A 19,196-nucleotide genomic window follows, 5' to 3' on the forward strand; every position below is an offset into this window, starting at 1 on the left:
GGCCGTGCCATGGTGGGCGTGTTGCGGATCACCCGCTCTACGCGACCTTGTTCACCCTCCGTTTACCTATATCTGGTGAGCAGGTCACTCCACCTGCCTAGCGTCCCCACTGACGCGCCGGCGATCGCCGCGCGTACGACTTGAACAGGATGGAACGACACGTGAAGATCAGCCGATTCCCCCGCGTTGGCTCCGCTGTCATGGTGGGCGCGCTCGCGCTGAGCCTCGCAGCCTGCGGATCTGACCCCGGTGCCGAGACCCCCGGCGGCGAAGGCTCCGAGGGTGCCACGGGCCTCTCCGGTGAGCTCAACGGTGGCGGTGCGTCGTCGCAGGAGTCCGCGATGGAGGCCTGGCGTGCCGGGTTCCAGGGCGCGAACCCCGACGTCACGGTCAACTACGACCCGACCGGCTCCGGCGGTGGCCGTGAGAACTTCATCTCCGGCGCCTTCGCGTTCGCCGGCTCGGACTCCGCGCTGGACGAGGACGAGATGGCCGACGCCGAGGCCCAGTGCGGCGCAGGCGGCGTCATCGAGTACCCGGGGTACATCTCCCCGGTCGCTGTCGCCTTCAACCTCGAGGGCTTCGACACGCTGAACATGTCCGCCGAGACGATCGCCAAGATCTTCAACGGCGACATCACGGCCTGGGACGACGAGGCCATCGCCGCGGACAACCCGGACGCCGACCTGCCGAGCACGGACATCACCGTCGTGCACCGCTCGGACGACTCGGGCACCACGGAGAACTTCCAGGAGTACCTCCACACGGTGGTTCCCGACGTGTGGACCTACGAGCCCGAGGGCATCTGGCCCATCGAGGGCCAGGAGTCCGGTGCGCAGACCGCCGGCGTGATCAGCGCCGCGCAGTCCGGCGAGGGCACCATCACCTACGCCGACGCGTCGCAGGTCGCTGACCTGGGCACGGTGGCCGTGGGTGTCGGCGACGAGTTCGTCGAGTACAGCCCCGAGGCTGCTGCCGCCGTCGTCGAGGGTTCGGAGCGCATCGAGGGCACCGGCGACCACGTCTTCGCCTACGACCTCAAGCGCGACATCGAGGGCACGTACCCGATCGTCCTGGTCTCGTACCACCTGGCCTGCGCCACGTACGAGGACGCGGCCACCGCCGACCTGGTCAAGGGCTTCTACACCTACATCCTGAGCGACGAGGGTCAGGCCGCGGCCGCCGACTCGGCGGGCTCCGCACCGCTCCCCACGACCCTCACCGAGCAGTTCCTGCCGTCGGTCGAGGCGATCACGGCCGGCTGATCCGGCTGAAGCAGTACCTGAGCATGTGACAGCCGGCCGGTGGCCGGGCCGGACGAGCACCGCAGACGCTCGTCCGGCCCGGGGACACCGGTCGGCTGTGCCAGGCTTGACGCAAGCATTGAACAGACTCACACAGACCTGACAAGGCGAGGAACATCTGTGACGACCACTGACAGCCCGCCCGCTTCCGTGGCGCCCGTGCGGCGCCGCCGGTCGAGCGGCGATACCGAGCGAGGCTTCAGCCGAACCTTCCGCTGGATCGCAACCGGGTCTGGCGCGCTGATCCTCGCGACCCTGGCCGCGGTCGCCCTGTTCCTCATCGTGCGCGCGTGGCCCGCCATGACGGCCAGCCCCGCCGAGCTCGCCGACTCCGTGGCGCGGTACCCCGACGACACGTCCTTCTTCGCCTATGTCGGCCCTCTCGTGTTCGGCACCCTGCTCGCGGCGTTGCTCGCCCTGCTCATCGCCACCCCGGTGGCGATGGGCATCGCGCTCTTCATCTCGCACTACGCGCCGCGCCGCCTCGCCCAGGTGCTTGCCTACCTGGTGGACCTCCTCGCGGCGATCCCGTCGGTGGTCTACGGCCTCTGGGGATTCACGGTCCTCACGCCGGCCCTCGTGCCCGTCTGGACCTGGCTGGGCGACTACGTCGGCTGGTTCCCGCTGTTTGCCGGCGACGCGTCGACGACCGGTCGCGTGCTGGCCACCGTCTCCGTCGTACTGGCCGTGATGATCCTGCCGATCATCACCGCGGTCTCGCGCGAGGTCTTCCTGCAGACGCCGAAGCTGCACGAGGAGGCGGCGCTCGCGCTGGGAGCCACGCGCTGGGAGATGGTCCGCACCGCCGTGCTGCCCTTCGGTCAGTCCGGCGTCATCTCCGCCGCGATGCTGGGCCTGGGCCGGGCACTCGGCGAGACCATGGCCGTGCTGATGATCCTGTCGCCCGGCTTCCTGTACTCCTTCCACATCCTCTCGGCCGCGCAGCAGCAGACGATCGCCGCCTACATCGCCCTGGACTTCCCTGAGGCGAGCGGCCTGGCGGTCAACGCGCTGATCGCCACCGGCCTCGCCCTGTTCGTCATCACGCTGGCGGTGAACATGGCCGCCCGGGCCATCGTCGCCCGCCGCAAGGAATTCTCGGGGGCCAACTGATGAGCGCCGACACCTCGACCATGGACTCCACCGCACGCACGCGTGCGCTCCTGACCACTGCCGAGCCGCGCCGCAGGCGCACCGACCGCTTCATGGCCGTGCTCATCTGGGGCGCCTTCGTGCTCGCGATGCTGCCGCTGGTCTCGCTGCTCTGGACCGTGCTGTTCAACGGCGCGGGCCGGATCACCATCGAGTTCCTCAGCTACTCGATGCGCGGCATCTTCGGCGGCGACCCGAGCGGTGGCATCTACCACGCCATCACGGGCACGTTGATCATCACCGGCTGGGCGGCGCTCATCTCGGTGCCGATCGGCATCCTGGTCGCCATCTACCTGGTCGAGTACGGCCGGGGAGCCCTGGCTCGGTCGGTGACCTTCTTCGTCGACGTCATGACGGGTATCCCGTCGATCGTGGCCGGCCTGTTCGCCGTCTCGCTGTTCACCATCTTCTTCGGACCCGGTGCACGTTTTGGGTTCATGGGCGCGGTGGCACTCTCCGTGCTGATGATTCCCGTGGTGGTGCGGTCCTGCGAGGAGATGCTCAAGCTCGTGCCCAACGAGCTGCGCGAGGCGTCGTACGCGCTCGGCGTGCCCAAGTGGCTCACCATCGTCCGGGTGGTGCTGCGCACCTCCGTGGCCGGCCTGACCACCGGTGTGCTGCTCTCCGTGGCGCGCGTGATCGGTGAGACCGCGCCCCTGCTCGTCGCCGTGGGCGTGACCGACTCGATCAACTTCGACGCCTTCGAGGGGCGCATGATGACGCTGCCGGTGTTCATCTACCGGCAGTACGCCCAAGGCGACGCCACATGCCGCGAGGGCCAGGCGAACTGTTTCGCCGACATCGCCCTGCAGAACGCGTGGGGCGCTGCCCTGACGCTGATCGCGATAGTGATGCTGCTCAACATCGCTGGTCGCCTCGTGAACCGCTGGTTCGCACCGAAGACCCGCTGAACCGCACCTCAGCTCACCCGAAGCCATACAGCCCCGAAGGAACTCAACGATGGCCCAGCGCATCGACGTCAAGGACGTCAACATCTACTACGGCGACTTCCGTGCCGTCGAGGGCGTGTCCATGACGATCGACCCCAAGTCCGTGACGGCCTTCATCGGTCCGTCGGGCTGCGGCAAGTCGACCTTCCTGCGCACCCTCAACCGCATGCACGAGGTGATCCCGGGAGCCTACGTCGAGGGCTCCGTGGAGCTGGAGGGCGTCGACCTCTACGGCGAAGACGTCGACCCGGTCGCCGTGCGCCGCACCGTCGGCATGGTGTTCCAGCGGCCCAACCCGTTCCCCACGATGTCCATCAAGGACAACGTGCTGGCGGGCGTCAAGCTGAACAACCGCAAGATCTCCAAGTCCGACGCCGAGGAGCTGGTGGAGTCGTCGCTGCGCGGCGCCAACCTCTGGAACGAGGTCAAGGACCGTCTCGACCGGCCGGGCTCCGGCCTGTCCGGCGGGCAGCAGCAGCGTCTCTGCATCGCCCGGGCCATCGCGGTGAAGCCGCAGGTCGTGCTGATGGACGAGCCGTGCTCGGCCCTGGACCCGATCTCCACCCTGGCGATCGAGGACCTCATCCAGGAGCTCAAGAAGGACTACACGATCGTCATCGTCACGCACAACATGCAGCAGGCCGCGCGCGTGAGCGACCGGACGGCGTTCTTCAACATCGCGGGCACCGGCAAGCCGGGCAAGCTCATCGAGATGAACGACACCGCGACGATCTTCTCGTCGCCCGCCGAGAAGGCCACCGAGGACTACGTCTCGGGCCGCTTCGGGTGACGGTCGCCCCTCGCTGAGATACGGCTGTGGCCACCCCGGTGGTCGAGCTTGTCGAGACCGGTCTCGACAAGCTCGACCACCGGGGTGGCCACATTTCTGCTTGGCGCTGCGCCTACTCCGTGGGGGAGGCGGACGGCGACGGCGACACGACCGGCGAACCCGACGGCGACGGCAGGGCGGCCACCGGCAGGTAGTCGGCGTACTCCGGCAGCGTGCCGTCGAACACCGGGAGCTGGAACTCCTTGGAGTCGCCGCCGACGGTGAGCGTCGCGTCGACGTACTCGCCGGGCGCCGCGCCCACGGTGTCGAGCTGGACCACCTCGCCGGTCTCCGTGCCCAGGTAGACGGTGCCCCCGGCCGGGACGTCCACGGTGACGGGAGCGGCGCCAGGAGCCTCGAGCGTGAACGACGCGTCGTCCGCCGTCTCGTTGGCGAGCGCGCCGAGGACGTTGCCTGCCTCGCCCTCAGCGGCCGACACGACCATGAGGTTGATGCCGCGCAGGTCCCTGTTCTCCTCGCCGAGCACGGAGATACCGACGCCGTCGGACGGGTCGTAGTTCAGGTCCGTGGTGGTCGGGGCGCAGGCCGCGAGGAGCAGGGCTCCCGTTGCGGAGACCGCGGCGAGGGCGATGGTGCGGGCGCCTCGAGCGGCGGTGGCGCGACGGGACACGGTGAACTCCCTGATGTTCGTCTGGTTCGGGCGGGGGCGGATCCCCGCCATATCCTAGTGGTCCTCGGGGTATGCCCGCGCATCGCGACCAGCGGCGAAATGCCCGGTCAGGGCGTGGCGACGGTCACGTCTCCGGAACGATCCGATAGTGCCGGACCGGGTGGTAACCGTCCGAACATTCACCCGCCGCAGCGCTCTGACCTGCGGAAACGTCCATCGGAATGACTCCAGGACAACCCCAAGGGCGCACGTTCTCCTGATTACGCCGTGGTAACCTGGTTTCAGGGAAAGGGGACATCTGCAGATGACGTTCACAGTAGGCGAGACGGTTGTCTACCCGCACCATGGCGCGGCGCTGATCGAAGAGATCAAGGTCCGCAAGATTCGCGGCGAAGAGAAGATGTACCTCAAGCTCAAGGTCGCTCAGGGCGACCTCACCATCGAGGTCCCGGCGGAGAACGTCGACCTGGTTGGCGTGCGCGACGTCGTCGGCCAGGAGGGCCTCGACCGCGTGTTCGAGGTGCTGCGTGCGCCGTACACCGAAGAGCCCACCAACTGGTCGCGCCGGTACAAGGCGAACCTCGAGAAGCTCGCGTCCGGCGATGTCATCAAGGTGGCCGAGGTCGTTCGCGACCTGTCCCGCCGAGACGCCGACCGCGGTCTTTCCGCAGGTGAGAAGCGAATGCTCGCCAAGGCTCGCCAGATTCTCGTGTCCGAGCTGGCTCTGGCCGAGCACACCGAAGAGGAGAAGGCGGAAGCGATCCTCGACGAGGTTCTCGCTTCCTGACTTACCCACAGGATCCGTCTGACATCACTGTCAGGACCCGGTGCTCGCGCCCCACGGGATCCTTCGCTTCAATCATGATCCTGTGGGGACCCCGACCAGATGACGACCCTTGCAATCCTGACGGCCGCTGGTTCGGGATCCCGTCTAGGGCGCGACCTGCCGAAGGCTCTGGTGGAGCTGGACGGCTTTCCACTTGTGCTGCACGCCGCGCGACGCCTCGCTGCGTCGGGCGTCGTGGACTCGATAGTGGTGACCGCGCCTGACGGCCTGGTCGGCGTCATGGCCGATCTCATGGCAGGCGACCCGCACGTGGGGATCCCCGTCCGGGTGACCGACGGCGGACCCACCCGGCAGGCGTCCGTCGCCGCGGGTCTCGCTCTCGCGCGTCCTGAGGACGACGTGGTGCTGGTGCACGACGCCGCACGGCCGCTGGTCCCGCCAGAGCTCGTCCAGCGGGTCGTGAGCGCTGTACGCAGCGGTCACGGCGCCGTCGTCCCCGGCCTGCCGGTCACCGACACGGTGAAGCAGGTGCGTCCCGACGGCGACGCGGAGCTCGTCACAGGTACGCCCGACCGCTCGATGCTGCGGGCCGTGCAGACACCGCAGGGGTTCGCCCGCGACCTGCTCGTGCGCGCGCACCACACGGGTGCGGAGCGTGCCGCCGCGGAGCACCTCGCTGCCACGGACGACGCGGGCCTCGTCGAGGCTCTCGGCGAACCGGTCCACATCGTCCCCGGCGACGCGGCAGCCTTCAAGATCACCACCGAACGCGACTTGTGGCTCGCGTCCCTCGTGCTGCAGGAGACCACCGCATGACCGACCCGTCCAGCACACCGGAGCCCGTGCGACCGGCTCCGGCCCCGTACCCCCTGCCGCGCACGGGCATCGGGGTCGACGTGCACGCGTTCGCGCCGGACGGCTCGGACCGCGAGATGTGGCTCGGGGGTCTGCACTGGCCGGGGGAGCGCGGCCTGGCGGGTCACTCCGACGCCGACGTCGCGGCCCACGCGGCAGCGGACGCACTGTTCTCCGCGGCGGCCCTGGGAGACCTCGGGTCGCACTTCGGGACCGGCCGTCCCGAGTGGGCGGGCGCGTCCGGGACCACCCTCCTCGCGGAAGCCGCGAGGCGCGTTCGGGCTGCTGGGTACATGATCGGTAACGTGGCAGTTCAGGTGATCGGAAACCATCCGCGGGTCGGCACCCGGCGCGACGAGGCACAGGCGGCACTGTCCGCCGCCGCCGGCGCGCCCGTGTCCCTCACCGCGACCACCACCGATGCGCTCGGCCTGACCGGTCGCGGTGAGGGCGTCGCGGCGATCGCGACGGCGCTCGTCGTGCCCGAGACCGGGAGCGCGGCATGAACAAGCGGAAGCCGCTCGACGAGCGGCGCGCAGAGATCGTCGAGGCGGGCCTGAGCGTGGCGATGCGCGAGGGCGTCGAGTCCGTGACCGTGCGCCGCGTGGCGCAGGAGGCCGGGATCTCGCTCGGTACGGTGCACTACTGCTTCGACGACAAGGACGCGATGCTGCGCGCCATGGGCCGTGCCATCGCGATGCGCGCGTCGGAGCAGGTGCTGGCGGCGCTCGACGCGGGGCCGGACCGGACGGCCCTGCTCGAGGCCACCGTCGACGCGATGCTGGGCGGCCTCAAGCAGCACCAGGAGATGCGGCTGCTGACCTTCGAGTTCGCGGTCTCGGGCGCGCGTACCCCGGTGCTGCGCGAGGTGGCGCAGGCCCACCTCAAGCAGAGCATCGCGATGACGCGCGAGTACCTGCAGCGGCTCGCAGACGTCGCGCACGTCAGGTTCCGCACCGATATGGGTGCGCTGGCGCGGATGACGGCGCTCCGCATCGACGGCATCGAGCTCGCGTGGATGGTGGACCAGGACGACGAGGCAGCGCGTGCGGGGTTCGCGGACCTCGCGGCCGCCGTCTGGGGTGACATGGAGCCCGTGGACGAGCTGGAGCTCGCGCAGGAGCTGTGATTCCTAGCCGAGGACCCGCTGGGTGTACGGGTTCGCGAACACGCCCTCGGGATCAGCGGCATCGCGGACCCGGCGGAAGTCCGGGAGCCGCTGGTACTGGCCCTCGAGGTACTCGGCGTCGCGGGTGTGCAGCTTGCCCCAGTGGGGTCGCCCGCCCGCGGCGGTGAGGATCTGCTCGGCGGCCTCGAAGTACCGCGCGTACGGCAGGCGCCAGTACTGGTGGACCGCCACGTATGCGGTCTCGCGGCCGTACGCGGTGGAGAGCCACACGTCGTCGGCGGGTGCGAAACGCACCTCGATCGGGAACGGGACGTTCTCGCCGGTGGACCGCTGCCAGGCGTCGATCTCGCCCAGCACCCCGACGACGGCGTCGCGCGGCACCGCGTACTCCATCTCGCGGAACCGCACCCGGCGGTTGGTGCAGAACACCTCGTGCGACGGCGCCGTGTACCGGCGGGCGCTCAACGCGCGGGCCGCGACGGCGTTCAGGGTGGGCGTCGCCGTGGGCACCGCCGTCGCCACGCGGTTCACCGCCTCGAAGAGCCCGTTGGACAGCACCTCCTCGTCGAGGAAGGAGCGGGCCGCCCCAGCGGCCTTGCGTGCGCGGTGGGCGAGGCCTGAGCCGGCACTCGTCCCGGCGTCGACGCGCGTGTTGCGCAGCGTGAGCGCCCGGCGTGTGGTGGGGAACCAGTAGAACTCGAAGTGGTCGTGGTCGGCGACCAGGTCGTGCACGCCCTCCAGGACGCGGTCCAGCGGCCAGGGCTCCTCGACGGCGTGCAGGTCGAAGGCGGGGACCGCCTCGATCGTCACGGTGCTCAGCACCCCCGTGGCGCCGAGGCCGAGCCGCGAGGCCTCGAACAGGTCGTGCTGCTCGGTCGGCGAGGCGTGCGTGACCTCGCCGTCGGGGCCCACCACCGTCAGGGCGCGGACGCGCGTGGCGAGGCCGCCGAACTTGGCGCCGGTGCCGTGCGTACCCGTGGAGATCGCGCCGGCTATCGACTGCCTGTCGATGTCGCCGAGGTTCTGCATCGCGAGGCCACGCTCGGCGAGGACCTGGTTGAGCTGGTGCAGGCGCATGCCCGCACCCACCGTCACGAGGGCGTGCCCGGTGTCCGGGTCACGCTCCACGCGGTGCAGGGCGTTGATGTGGTCCAGGCTGAGCTGTACGCCCTCGGTCGCCGCGGCCGGGGTGAAGGAGTGCCCGCCGCCGACCACACGGACGGTGTGGCCGTCCTTGACCGCACGGCGCACGGCGTCGGACAGCTCGTCCTCCGAGGCCGGCTGCTCCTGTCGCACGGGCGTGACGCTGACGTTGCGTGCCCAGTTCGTCCAGATCACGGATGCACTATCCCACGGCCCCGTCTCGTTAACTAGGCCTCTGTTCCGGGTCGGAGCCGGGGAGTAGCGTTCGGACATGAGCTCCGCAGCAGACACCGTCGCGCGGCTGTCCGCCGCCACGTCCGGACTGCCCGCCCCCCTCGCCGTCGTCGACCTGGACGCGTTCGACGCCAACGCGCTCGACCTCCTCAAGCGTGCCGACGGCGTGCCGGTCCGCGTCGCGTCGAAGTCCGTGCGCGTGCGCTCGCTCGTCGCGCGCGCCGCCGGGCACGGGTTCGCCGGCGTCATGGCGTACTCGGTGCGCGAGGCGTTGTGGCTGGTCAGTGAGGGTGTGCGCGACGTGCTGGTCGGCTACCCGACGGTGGACAGGGAGTCTCTGGCCACCCTCGCAGCAGACGTCACGGCCCGCGCGGAGATCACCCTGATGGTCGACGACGTCGCCCACCTCGGCCTGATCGCTGACGCCGACCAGGCCGCCGGCGCGAACGGCTCGGCGAACGCCCGCCCCATCCAGGTGTGCCTGGACGTCGACTGCTCGCTGCGTGTCGGCGCCGGGGCGCTGACCGCCCACCTCGGCACACGGCGGTCGCCGCTGCGCGAGCCCGGCGACGTCGCCGCACTCGCGACGGTGGCCCAGGCGAGAGGGCTGGCCGTGCGCGGCCTCATGTTCTACGAGGCCCAGGTGGCCGGACTGCCCGACACGAGCCCCGCCGTCCGGCTGGTCAAGCACCTGACGATGCGCGAGGTGAACGACCGCCGGGTGCGGATCCTCGCGGCGGTGCGCGACGCCCTCGGGCAGGAGGTCGAGCTCGTCAACGCGGGCGGGACCGGGTCGATCGAGGTGAGCGGCGGCGCGCCCGGCGTCACCGAGGTCACCGCGGGCTCCGGCCTGTACACGCCCGGCCTGTTCGACGGCTACCGCTCGTTCCGGCCTCGTCCGGCGTCGTTCTTCGGGCTCGACGTCGTACGCGAGCCCGCGCCCGGCTGGGTGACCGCGTTCGCGGGCGGATACGTGGCGTCCGGCAAGGCGGGTGCGGCGCGGGTGCCCCGCCTGTTCACGCCGGGCTACGCCCTGAACGGTCCGGAGGGCGTCGGCGAGGTGCAGACGCCGCTGCGGGTGACCCGCGGGGCGTCCGGCGCGGGGCTGCGCATCGGCGACCGCGTCTGGCTCCGGCACGCCAAGGCGGGCGAGATGATGGAGCGGTTCGACCAGGTGCACCTCGTCCGGGGCGACAAGGTCGTCGAGACGGTGCCGACCTACCGGGGCGAGCACAAGAACTTCGGGTAGGGCGTGGGGCGGCCCGCCGGGGAGAAATCGGGTAGAACAGGGCCATGCCCGTGACACACCACCACCACCGCCGCCTCATGACGGGCCGCGACCCCCACGAGCCGGGGCGCACCGCGACCCCGCTGGAGCTGCTGTTCGACCTGGCGTTCGTCGTCGGGTTCGGCGTGGCCGCGGAGCAGGCCGCCCACCTGGTCGCGGACGGGCACGCCGCCGCCGGCGTGATCGGGTTTGCGTTCTCGATGTTCGCCATCTGCTGGGCGTGGATCAACTTCACCTGGTTCGCCTCCGCCTTCGACACCGACGACTGGTTCTACCGCGTCACCACGATGGTGCAGATGATCGGCGTCGTGGTCCTGGCGCTCGGCCTGCCGGACATGTTCCATTCCATAGTGGCCGGCGACCGGGTGGACAACGAGGTGATGGTCGCCGGCTACATCGTGATGCGCCTGGCCATGCTCGTGCAGTGGCTGCGCGCGGCCAGGCAGGCGCCCGAGTACCGGGCGACCTGTATGGGGTACGTGGGGGTGCTGGTCATCACGCAGATCGGGTGGGTAGTCCTCGCCGTCGCGCCCGTGAGCGTGGGGGTCTTCTTCGCGTGCGGCGCGCTGCTGGGCGTCGCGGAGATGGCGGGTCCCTACCTGTCGGAGCGGTTCCGCGCCGACCGCCCCGGTGCGCGGAGCACCCCGTGGCACGCCCACCACATGGCCGAGCGGTACGGGCTGCTGGCCATCATCACGCTCGGCGAGGGCGTGATCGGCACGGTCGCGACCCTGTCCGCCGTCACGGGGGAGTCCGGCTGGACGCTCGACGCCGCTCTCGTGGCGTTCGCGGGTATGGGCATCACGTTCGGGCTCTGGTGGACGTACTACCTCACGCCGGACGCCGAGATGCTGCACCGGCACCGGGAGCGGTCGTACATCTGGGGCTACGGGAACATCCTGGTCTTCACGGGGCTCGCGGGCGTGGGCGCCGGGCTGCACGTGGCGGCGTACTACCTGGCGGGCGACGCCCACATCGGTGCCGTCGGGACCGTGCTGGCCGTCGCCGTCCCGGTGCTCGTGGCCGTGCTGGCCGACTACGTGCTGTTCTGGGTGCTGACCCGGTCGTTCGACGGGCTGCACCTGCTCCTGGTCGCCGGGACCGTCGTGGTGCTCGCCGCGTCCGTGGCCACCGCCGCGGCCGGTTTCCACATGGCCTGGTCGCTGCTCCTGGTGATGCTCGCGCCGGTCGTGACGATCGTCGGCTACGAGGTGCGCGGGCACCGGCACGTCGCCCGTCTGCTCGCCGAGGAGCCGAGCTGATCCCTGCGCGGACGGCGATCGCCGCCCGCGCAGGAAATGGGTACCCCGGCGCCGGTACCCTTGACAGGTGACCATTCGCCTGTTTGACACCGCCACGCGCGAGGTGCGCGACTTCAACCCCATCACCCCGGGCGAGGTCGGCATCTACCTGTGTGGCGCCACGGTGCAGGCACCCCCACATGTCGGCCATCTGCGCCCGGCCGTCGCGTTCGACGTCCTCCGGCGCTGGCTCACGCGGCGGGGCCTGACGGTCACGCTGATCCGGAACGTCACCGACATCGACGACAAGGTGCTGGCCAAGTCGGCCGCCGCCGGCCGCGAGTGGTGGGCGCACGCCGCGCTGTACGAGCGCGTGTTCACGCAGGCGTACGACGCACTCGGCGTCCTCCCGCCCACCTACGAGCCGCGCGCCACCGGCAGCGTGCCGGAGATGGTCGGGCTCATGGAACGCCTGGTCGAGAAGGGCCACGCCTACAGCACGGGCGAGGGCAACGTCTGGTTCGACGTCCACTCCTGGCCCGCCTACGGGGAGCTCACGCGGCAGAAGGTCGAGGACCTCAGCCCCGAGGAGGGCGGCGAGCCCACGACGGGCACGGCGAGCGACGCCAAGAAGAACCCGCACGACTTCGCGCTGTGGAAGGCACCCAAGCCCGGCGAGCCCGAGTCGGCGTCGTGGGACACCCCGTACGGGCGCGGGCGTCCCGGCTGGCACCTCGAGTGCTCGGCGATGGCCCGCCGCTACCTCGGCGACACGTTCGACATCCACGGCGGCGGCCTCGACCTGCGGTTCCCGCACCACGAGAACGAGCAGGCGCAGTCCCGGGCGGCGGGCTACGGCTTCGCGAACCGCTGGATGCACGTCGCGTGGGTCACCCAGTCCGGCGTCAAGATGTCCAAGTCCCTGGGCAACGGCCTCCTCGTCAGCGAGCTGCTGAACGAGGCACCCGCGCCCGTCGTGCGCTACGCGCTGGCCGCCGTGCAGTACCGGTCGATGCTCGAGTGGGCGCCCGACACGCTCGACGAGGCGCGCACCACGTGGGAGCGCCTGTCGGGCTTCGTCGCGCGTGCCTCGGAGCGGGTGGGCGACGTCCCGGCGGAGGAGGTCGCCAAGGCCGACGTCCCCGAGACGTTCGCCGCCGCGATGGACGACGACCTGAACGTGCCGCAGGCGCTCGCCGTCGTGCACGAGCACCTGCGGGCCGGGAACACGGCCCTCGCGGCGGGGGCCGATGCCGCGGTGCGTACCGAGCTGGTGACATTGCGTGCGATGCTCGATGTACTGGGGCTCGACCCGGCAGACCCGCAGTGGGCGGCGACGTCCACCGACGACCGGTACGCCACGGCGCTCGACGGGCTCGTCACGGCGGAGCTCAAGGCCCGCGCCGAGGCGCGCGCGGCCAAGGACTGGGCCACTTCCGACGCGATCCGGGACCGCCTCGCGGCCGCCGGCATCGAGGTACAGGACTCCGCCGACGGCGCCCGCTGGACGCTGTCCTGATCTTTTCCCTGGTGGTCGAGCTTGTCATGACCACCACTACCGAACCCGCGGTGGTCGCGACAAGCTCGACCACCTGCTGAGAGACGAGACACACCATGGCAGGAAACTCGAAGCGCGCCGGTGCGGTACGCAAGGCAGGCTCCAAGAAGGGCGCCCAGGTAGGCACCGGCGGTCACAGCCGCAAGGCGCTGCAGGGCAAGGGACCGACGCCCAAGGCGGAGGACCGTACCTACCACCCGGCGCACGAGCGCAAGCTGGCGGCCGAGCGGCGCGCCGCGGCGGCCGGCCGGCGACCAGGTGGCCGCACTGCGGGCCGCAAGGCCGCCGGATCGACCGAGGTCGTCACCGGCCGCAACGCGGTGCTGGAGGCGCTGCGCGCCGAGATGCCCGTCGAGGGCATCTACCTGGCCACGCACCTGGACGCGGACGACCGCACCCAGGAGATCCTGGAGATCGCGCACACGCGCAGCCTCCCGATGTTCGAGGCCTCGCGGCTCGACCTCGACAAGATCACCGAGGGCGCGGTGCACCAGGGCGTGGCCATGAAGGTGCCGCCGTACGACTACAAGGACGCCGACGACCTGCTCGACGCCGCGGCGGAGGCCGGCGAGCCGCCGCTGATCGTGGCGCTGGACAACATCACGGACCCGCGCAACCTCGGTGCGGTGCTGCGGTCCGCCGGCGCGTTCGGCGCGCACGGCGTGCTGGTGCCCGAGCGGCGCGCCGCGGGCGTGACGGCGTCCGCGTGGAAGGTCTCGGCGGGCGCCGCGGCCCGTGTCCCCGTCGCGCGTGCGACGAACCTGGCCCGCGAGCTCGGCGAGCTGAAGAAGTCCGGCTGCTTCGTGGTCGGGCTCGACGCCGGTGGCGACATGCAGGTGGGCGAGCTCGCCTACGCCACCGACCCGCTGGTGCTGGTCATCGGCTCGGAGGGCAAGGGCCTGTCCCGCCTCGTGCGCGAGGCGTGCGACGCGATCGTGTCCATCCCGATCGCCACCACCACCGAGTCGCTGAACGCGGCGGTCGCGGCGGGGATCACCCTGTACGAGGTCGCGAAGCAGCGTTCGACGCCGGCCGGCTAGTACCCCGGCCCGGTCGGGTCGCTACTCCTGCTCGGCCTCGCCCGGCGGGAGGCCGAGCAGGGCGTCCTCGTCCGGGCGGTGCCGGAGCACGTTCTCCACGTACGACTCCGCGGCCTCGGGCAGCGGGATGTCCCGCTGCGCCTGCTGCGAGATGAACCAGCGATGGTCGAGGATCTCGTGGAAGAGCTGCGCCGGCTCCAGCTTGCGGCGCAGCTCACGCGGGATGGCGTCGATGGTCGGGCGGAAGACCTGGCGGACCCAGGCGTGCGCCACGATCTGCTCCTGGTCGTTCTGCCGGTCCGTCGCCGCGCGGTAGCTGTCGAGGTCGTTGAGCATGCGCCGGGCCTGGTTCTCCTGCACGTCCAGCCCGGTGAGGCGGAGCAGACGGCGGGAGTGGTGCCCGGCGTCGACCACCTTGGGCTGGATGCGGACCTTGGTGCCGTCGATGTCGGTGGTGATCTCCAGCTCGCCCACGTCGAAGCCGAGGTCGTTGAGCCGCTCGATGCGCGCGGCGACGCGCCAGCGGTCGCCGGAGTCGAAGGCCTCGGAACCGGTGAGGGCGTTCCACAGCTCCTGGTAGCGCTCCACGAGGGCGTCGCCGATGGACACCTCGTCGACGTCCTCGTCGAGCAGCTCGCCCGCCGAGAGGTCCATGAGCTCGCCGATGATGTTGGTGCGCGCCAGGTCGACGTCGTAGTTGCGCTGGCCGCTGGTCAGCGTGCGATGGATGTCGCCGGTCTCGGCGTCGACGAGGTAGGCCGCGAAGGTCTCGGCGTCGCGCCGGAACAGGGTGTTCGACAGCGAGACGTCGCCCCAGTAGAAGCCCACGAGGTGGAGACGCACCAGGAGCACCGCCAGGGCGTCGATGAGGCGCGTGGCGGTGTCGGGGCGCAGGTCCTGGCTGAACAGCGCGCGGTACGGCAGGGAGAACTGCAGGTGCTCGGTGACGAGCACCGCCTCGAGCCGTTCGCCGTCGGGCGCCCTGCGGCCGGTGATGACGCCGACCGGGACCACCGAGGGCACCTCGATGCGGTGCAGCTGGCGAAGCAGCTCGTACTCGCGGTAGGCGACGGTCTCGCCGATCTCCTTGATCGCGAGCACCCGGCCGTTGTGGTTGACGAAGCGGACGATGTGCCGCGAGATGCCCTGGGGCAGCGCGGCGAGGACGTCCTCGGGCCAGTCGACCAGGGGCACGTCCCACGGGAGATCCAGCAGAGCGGGGTCGGGCGCGACCGCGGTGATCTGGAGGTTCTGCTGGGGCATGGGCACCATTCTTGCTGACGGAAACGCCGAGGTAGAACCACAGCGAGGTAGAACTACAGCGAAGTAGAACGCCGGATCGCGCTGGCGCTCTACCTCGCTGTGGTTCTACTTCGCCACGGTTCTACCTCGGCGACGGTGGCTGAGGATCAGCCGAGACGCTCACCCGTGTTCGCGGAGAAGATGTGCGAGTGGCCGGCCTCGATCGCGACGGCGATGACGTCGCCCTTGTCCGGGACGCTGCGCGGGTCGATGCGCACGATGAGCTGGTTGGTCTCACCGGCGGTGAGGTTCAGCTCCGTGTCGCCCTTGAGGGTGCCGTAGACGAACGCGTCCGAGCCGAGCTCCTCGACGAGGTTGACCTCGACGTCGAACGAGCCGGGGGTGCCGACCGGGACGACGTCGAGCGCCTCGGGCCGGAAGCCCAGGGTCACCTTGCCGCCGTCGGCCTCGGTGAGCTCGCTCGCGATGGAACGCTCGAGCGGGACGTCGGCGGAGCCGACCTTGACGACGCCGTCCTTGACGTCGAACGTGCCGATGTTCATGGCGGGCGAGCCGATGAAGCCGGCGACGAACACGTTGTTCGGGCGGTCGTACATCTCGCGCGGCGTACCGACCTGCTGGAGGACACCGTGGTTCAGGACGGCGATGCGGTCACCCATGGTGAGCGCCTCGGTCTGGTCGTGGGTCACGTAGACCGTGGTGACGCCCAGGCGACGCTGCAGCGACGCGATCTGCGTACGGGTCTGGACACGGAGCTTGGCGTCGAGGTTCGACAGCGGCTCGTCCATGAGGAACACCTGGGGCTGACGCACGATGGCGCGGCCCATGGCGACACGCTGACGCTGGCCACCCGAGAGGGCCTTCGGCTTGCGGTCCAGGTACTCGGTGAGGTCGAGGATCTTGGCGGCTTCCTCGACGCGCTGGCGGATCTCCGCCTTGGGCGTGCCCGCGATCTTCAGGGCGAAGCCCATGTTGTCCGCCACCGACATGTGGGGGTACAGCGCGTAGTTCTGGAAGACCATCGCGATGTCGCGGTCCTTGGGCTGCACGTCGGTGACGTCGCGGTCACCGATGAAGATGTGCCCGCCGTTGACGTCCTCGAGGCCTGCGAGCATCCGCAGCGAGGTGGACTTACCGCAGCCGGACGGGCCGACGAGGACGAGGAACTCGCCGTCCTCGATCTCCAGGTTCAGCTGGTCCACAGCCGGGCGCTCAGTGCCCGGGTAGACGCGAGTCGCGTGATCGAAAGTGACCGTAGCCATGACTAGTACATCCCTCCACCGGCAGGTACGTGCCGGACGATCCGTTGTGGTCGGGTGTCGTTGCTTCCACTCACGTGTCGGCTGTGACACTTGCAGCGCGATCGTACCCCGGTTCGTCAAGGCCGCGGTATCGACCGGGTCACGATCGGGTCAGTCCTCGCTCCGCAGCGTGCGCGAGAGTCCGGCGAGGACGGCGGCCAGTGCGTCCGGGTCCGGGACGCGGTGCGAGGCGAGCGTGTCGCCCGTGCCGACCTTGATCGACAGGTCGCCGGACTCGAGCGCGCCGAAGGCGTGCTCGTCGGTGGTGTCGTCGCCCGCGTACAGGACGCGGACCTTCTCGACCCCCAGCTCGGCGGCCACGGTGCCCCGCAGCCGGCGCAGGGCCTCGCCCTTGCTGGTCGGCACCACCGACACCTCGACCACGTCCTTGCCGTGCATCGGGGGCAGGCCCAGGTTGGCCGCCACCTCCTCGGCGGCCACGGTGATGGCGGCGGCGTCGTCCACGCTCGCCAGACGCGTGTGTACGACGGCGGCGGCGGGCTTGACCTGCACCCACGCCCCCTCCCGGCCCGAGACCGCCGACTCGAACCCGGCGACCAGCGCGTCGAGCTGGCCGGACTGGACGGTCGTCAGGTGGAACGGCACCTGCTCGACGCCGGTGGCGGTGGCCCGGCCGGCCTCCGCGCCGTGGCTGCCGACCAGGAACGTGCCGTCGGGGGCGACGGTCCGCTCCGCGAGGTCGGACAGGTCCCGGCCGGAGATGAACGCCAGGCGCACCGGGGCGTCCTGCGCGAGCGCGTGCAGCTGCTCGATGGCGGCGCGTGCGGCGCGCGTCATGGTGGACGCCTTGGGGTCGTCGACCAGCGGCGCGAGGGTCCCGTCGAAGTCGCACGCGAGCAGCCAGCCGGTGGTCGGCTTCCTGCGCCGTCCGTTCCCGTTGCCCATGCGGGCGAGCCGGCCGCGCGCGGGTGCGCCGTCGGGCACGGTGGTGAACGCCGTCAGGGCGTCCCGGATGTTGTTGTGGCGGGGCTCCGCGGAGCGTGGGTCCACGGTGAGCGGCCGCGGCGGCACGGCGGTGAGCACCCCGAGGAAGGTCTCCGACCACTTGGCGACGTCGTCGGCCAGGACCTTGCGGCGCAGGCGGCGCATGCGCCGCCGCTGTTCCTTCGGGTCCATGGTCGCGGCGGCGACGATGATGTCCTTCATCCCGTCGATGTCGTGCGGGTTGACCAGCAGCGGGCCGGGGGAGAGCTCATCGGCCGCGCCCGTGAACTCGCTCAGCACCAGGGCGCCGCGCTCGTCGGAGCGGGCGGCGATGTACTCCTTGGCGACCAGGTTCATGCCGTCGCGCAGCGATGTCACGAGCAGCACGTCGGCGGCCAGGTAGAGCGCCGCCATCTCCTCGGGCGGGTAGGAGTGGTGCAGGTAGTGGATGGCGGAGTGCCCCAGCTCGCCGTACTCGCCGTTGATCCGGCCCACCAGGACCTCGACGTGCTCGCGGAGCTCCTGGTAGGCGCCGACGTTCTCGCGGCTCGGGCTGGCCACCTGCACGAGGGTCGCGTGCTCGACGTCGAGGCGGCCGTCGTCGAGCAGCTCGCCGTACGCCTTGATGCGGTGCCGGATGCCCTTGGTGTAGTCGAGGCGGTCGACGCCGAGCATCAGCGTCTCGGGATTGCCGAGGTCGGCCTTGATCTCCTTGGCGCGCGCCTGCACCTCGGGCGTGCGGGCCAGGGTGTCGAACCGGTGGGAGTCGATGGAGATGGGGAACGACGACGCGCGCACGTGCCGGCCGGGCCGCCCGTCGGCGTCCGGGATCGTGATGACCGGGCCGCGCGTGGTGTAGCCGGTGAGGCGGCGTGCGGACCGCACGAAGTTCGCGGCGTCGCCGGTGCGCTGGAACCCGACGAGGTCGGCCCCCAGCAGGCCGTCGATGATCTGCCGGCGCCAGGGGAGCTGCGCGAACAGCTCGACCGGCGGGAACGGGATGTGGTCGAAGAACCCGATGCGGAGGTCGGGGCGCAGGTCGCGCAGCATGCGGGGGACGAGCTGGAGCTGGTAGTCGTGCACCCAGACGACGCCGCCCTCGGCCGCCTGCTCGGCAGCGGCGTCGGCGAAGCGCTGGTTGACGCGGCGGTACGCGTCCCACCACTGGCGGTGGTAGTCGGGGCGCTCGATGACGTCGTGGTACAGCGGCCAGAGGGTGCCGTTGGAGAAGCCCTCGTAGTAGCGCTCGATCTCGACCGCGGTGAGGGTCACCGGGACCAGCAGCATGCCGTCCGCCTCGAACGGCTCGTGGGCGAGGTCGGGGGCGCCCGACCAGCCGACCCAGGCGCCGTCGGCGTCCTGCATCACGGGTTCCAGCGCGGTGACGAGGCCGCCAGGAGACCTCTGCCAGGTCAGATCGCCATCTGGGCCGACCGAGAAGTCAACTGGAAGTCGGTTCGCGACGACGACCAGATCGTACCCGTCTTTACCCGGCAATGTACTGCTCCTTAGTTGTAGAAGAGTCTCGCTGTCCAGTGCCAAGAGT

At 70.6% G+C, this 19,196-nt stretch carries 17 protein-coding genes; 12 read left to right on the forward strand and 5 right to left on the reverse strand.

What is annotated here, in order from left to right:
• The first annotated feature begins 161 nt into the window (after nucleotides 1–161).
• The 4 genes from ACFO6V_RS23680 (at nucleotide 162) to pstB (ending at nucleotide 4,196) form a co-directional block, all read left to right on the forward strand.
• The gene (locus ACFO6V_RS23680) at nucleotides 162–1,265 is read left to right on the forward strand and encodes a phosphate ABC transporter substrate-binding protein PstS (protein ID WP_377140284.1); all 1,104 of its coding nucleotides are present in this window, start codon (nucleotides 162–164) and stop codon (nucleotides 1,263–1,265) included.
• A 159-nt stretch (nucleotides 1,266–1,424) separates the two neighbouring features.
• Entirely contained in the window at nucleotides 1,425–2,417 is a 993-nt protein-coding gene (gene pstC, locus ACFO6V_RS23685) for a phosphate ABC transporter permease subunit PstC (protein WP_377140287.1), read from the forward strand.
• Nucleotides 2,417–3,367, forward strand: a complete 951-nt coding sequence (pstA, locus tag ACFO6V_RS23690) for a phosphate ABC transporter permease PstA (RefSeq protein ID WP_377140290.1) — start codon at nucleotides 2,417–2,419, stop codon at nucleotides 3,365–3,367. The genes pstC and pstA overlap by 1 nt, the downstream gene beginning before the upstream one ends.
• A gap of 49 nt (nucleotides 3,368–3,416) precedes the next feature.
• Nucleotides 3,417–4,196, forward strand: a complete 780-nt coding sequence (gene pstB / locus ACFO6V_RS23695) for a phosphate ABC transporter ATP-binding protein PstB (protein ID WP_377140292.1) — start codon at nucleotides 3,417–3,419, stop codon at nucleotides 4,194–4,196.
• A 112-nt stretch (nucleotides 4,197–4,308) separates the two neighbouring features.
• Here the strand turns inward: pstB and ACFO6V_RS23700 are convergent, their stop codons facing one another.
• On the reverse strand, nucleotides 4,309–4,917 hold the full coding sequence (locus ACFO6V_RS23700; RefSeq protein WP_377140295.1) for a hypothetical protein: 609 nt from the start codon (nucleotides 4,915–4,917) through the stop codon (nucleotides 4,309–4,311).
• A 253-nt stretch (nucleotides 4,918–5,170) separates the two neighbouring features.
• On the opposite strand from ACFO6V_RS23700, the gene ACFO6V_RS23705 reads away from it, so the two are divergent.
• The 4 genes from ACFO6V_RS23705 (at nucleotide 5,171) to ACFO6V_RS23720 (ending at nucleotide 7,637) form a co-directional block, all read left to right on the forward strand.
• Entirely contained in the window at nucleotides 5,171–5,653 is a 483-nt protein-coding gene (locus tag ACFO6V_RS23705; protein WP_116677014.1) for a CarD family transcriptional regulator, read from the forward strand.
• Nucleotides 5,654–5,752: 99 nt separating this feature from the next.
• Nucleotides 5,753–6,469, forward strand: a complete 717-nt coding sequence (gene ispD, locus ACFO6V_RS23710) for a 2-C-methyl-D-erythritol 4-phosphate cytidylyltransferase (RefSeq protein ID WP_377140298.1) — start codon at nucleotides 5,753–5,755, stop codon at nucleotides 6,467–6,469.
• Nucleotides 6,466–7,014, forward strand: a complete 549-nt coding sequence (gene ispF / locus ACFO6V_RS23715) for a 2-C-methyl-D-erythritol 2,4-cyclodiphosphate synthase (protein ID WP_377140301.1) — start codon at nucleotides 6,466–6,468, stop codon at nucleotides 7,012–7,014. The genes ispD and ispF overlap by 4 nt, the downstream gene beginning before the upstream one ends.
• Nucleotides 7,011–7,637, forward strand: a complete 627-nt coding sequence (locus ACFO6V_RS23720) for a TetR/AcrR family transcriptional regulator (protein ID WP_377140304.1) — start codon at nucleotides 7,011–7,013, stop codon at nucleotides 7,635–7,637. The genes ispF and ACFO6V_RS23720 overlap by 4 nt, the downstream gene beginning before the upstream one ends.
• A gap of 3 nt (nucleotides 7,638–7,640) precedes the next feature.
• On the opposite strand, the gene ACFO6V_RS23725 is transcribed toward ACFO6V_RS23720, so the two are convergent.
• Nucleotides 7,641–8,975 (reverse strand): D-arabinono-1,4-lactone oxidase, encoded by a 1,335-nt coding sequence (locus ACFO6V_RS23725; protein ID WP_377140307.1) that lies wholly within the window; start codon nucleotides 8,973–8,975, stop codon nucleotides 7,641–7,643.
• A 76-nt stretch (nucleotides 8,976–9,051) separates the two neighbouring features.
• Here ACFO6V_RS23725 and ACFO6V_RS23730 point away from each other — a divergent pair, with 76 nt between their 5' ends.
• The 4 genes from ACFO6V_RS23730 (at nucleotide 9,052) to rlmB (ending at nucleotide 14,141) form a co-directional block, all read left to right on the forward strand.
• Entirely contained in the window at nucleotides 9,052–10,263 is a 1,212-nt protein-coding gene (locus ACFO6V_RS23730; protein WP_377140315.1) for a type III PLP-dependent enzyme domain-containing protein, read from the forward strand.
• A gap of 44 nt (nucleotides 10,264–10,307) precedes the next feature.
• Nucleotides 10,308–11,564, forward strand: a complete 1,257-nt coding sequence (locus tag ACFO6V_RS23735; protein WP_377140318.1) for a low temperature requirement protein A — start codon at nucleotides 10,308–10,310, stop codon at nucleotides 11,562–11,564.
• Nucleotides 11,565–11,631: 67 nt separating this feature from the next.
• Nucleotides 11,632–13,062, forward strand: coding sequence for a cysteine--tRNA ligase (cysS, locus tag ACFO6V_RS23740; protein ID WP_377140321.1), 1,431 nt, complete (start codon nucleotides 11,632–11,634; stop codon nucleotides 13,060–13,062).
• Between the two features lie 95 nt (nucleotides 13,063–13,157).
• The gene (gene rlmB / locus ACFO6V_RS23745) at nucleotides 13,158–14,141 is read left to right on the forward strand and encodes a 23S rRNA (guanosine(2251)-2'-O)-methyltransferase RlmB (protein WP_377140323.1); all 984 of its coding nucleotides are present in this window, start codon (nucleotides 13,158–13,160) and stop codon (nucleotides 14,139–14,141) included.
• A 21-nt stretch (nucleotides 14,142–14,162) separates the two neighbouring features.
• Here rlmB and ACFO6V_RS23750 read toward each other — a convergent pair whose 3' ends face one another.
• The 3 genes from ACFO6V_RS23750 to otsB form a co-directional block, all read right to left on the reverse strand.
• Nucleotides 14,163–15,413, reverse strand: a complete 1,251-nt coding sequence (locus ACFO6V_RS23750) for a DUF4032 domain-containing protein (RefSeq protein ID WP_377140325.1) — start codon at nucleotides 15,411–15,413, stop codon at nucleotides 14,163–14,165.
• A gap of 137 nt (nucleotides 15,414–15,550) precedes the next feature.
• A complete protein-coding gene (locus ACFO6V_RS23755) occupies nucleotides 15,551–16,666 on the reverse strand; it encodes an ABC transporter ATP-binding protein (RefSeq protein ID WP_357504736.1) in 1,116 nt (371 codons plus the stop codon).
• 150 nt (nucleotides 16,667–16,816) lie between these two features.
• Complete coding sequence (gene otsB / locus ACFO6V_RS23760) at nucleotides 16,817–19,192, reverse strand: trehalose-phosphatase (protein ID WP_417715010.1); 2,376 nt, start codon at nucleotides 19,190–19,192, stop codon at nucleotides 16,817–16,819.
• Nucleotides 19,193–19,196: the final 4 nt, after the last annotated feature.

This window comes from Promicromonospora alba, from assembly GCF_042654905.1.
Lineage (GTDB): Bacteria > Actinomycetota > Actinomycetes > Actinomycetales > Cellulomonadaceae > Promicromonospora > Promicromonospora alba.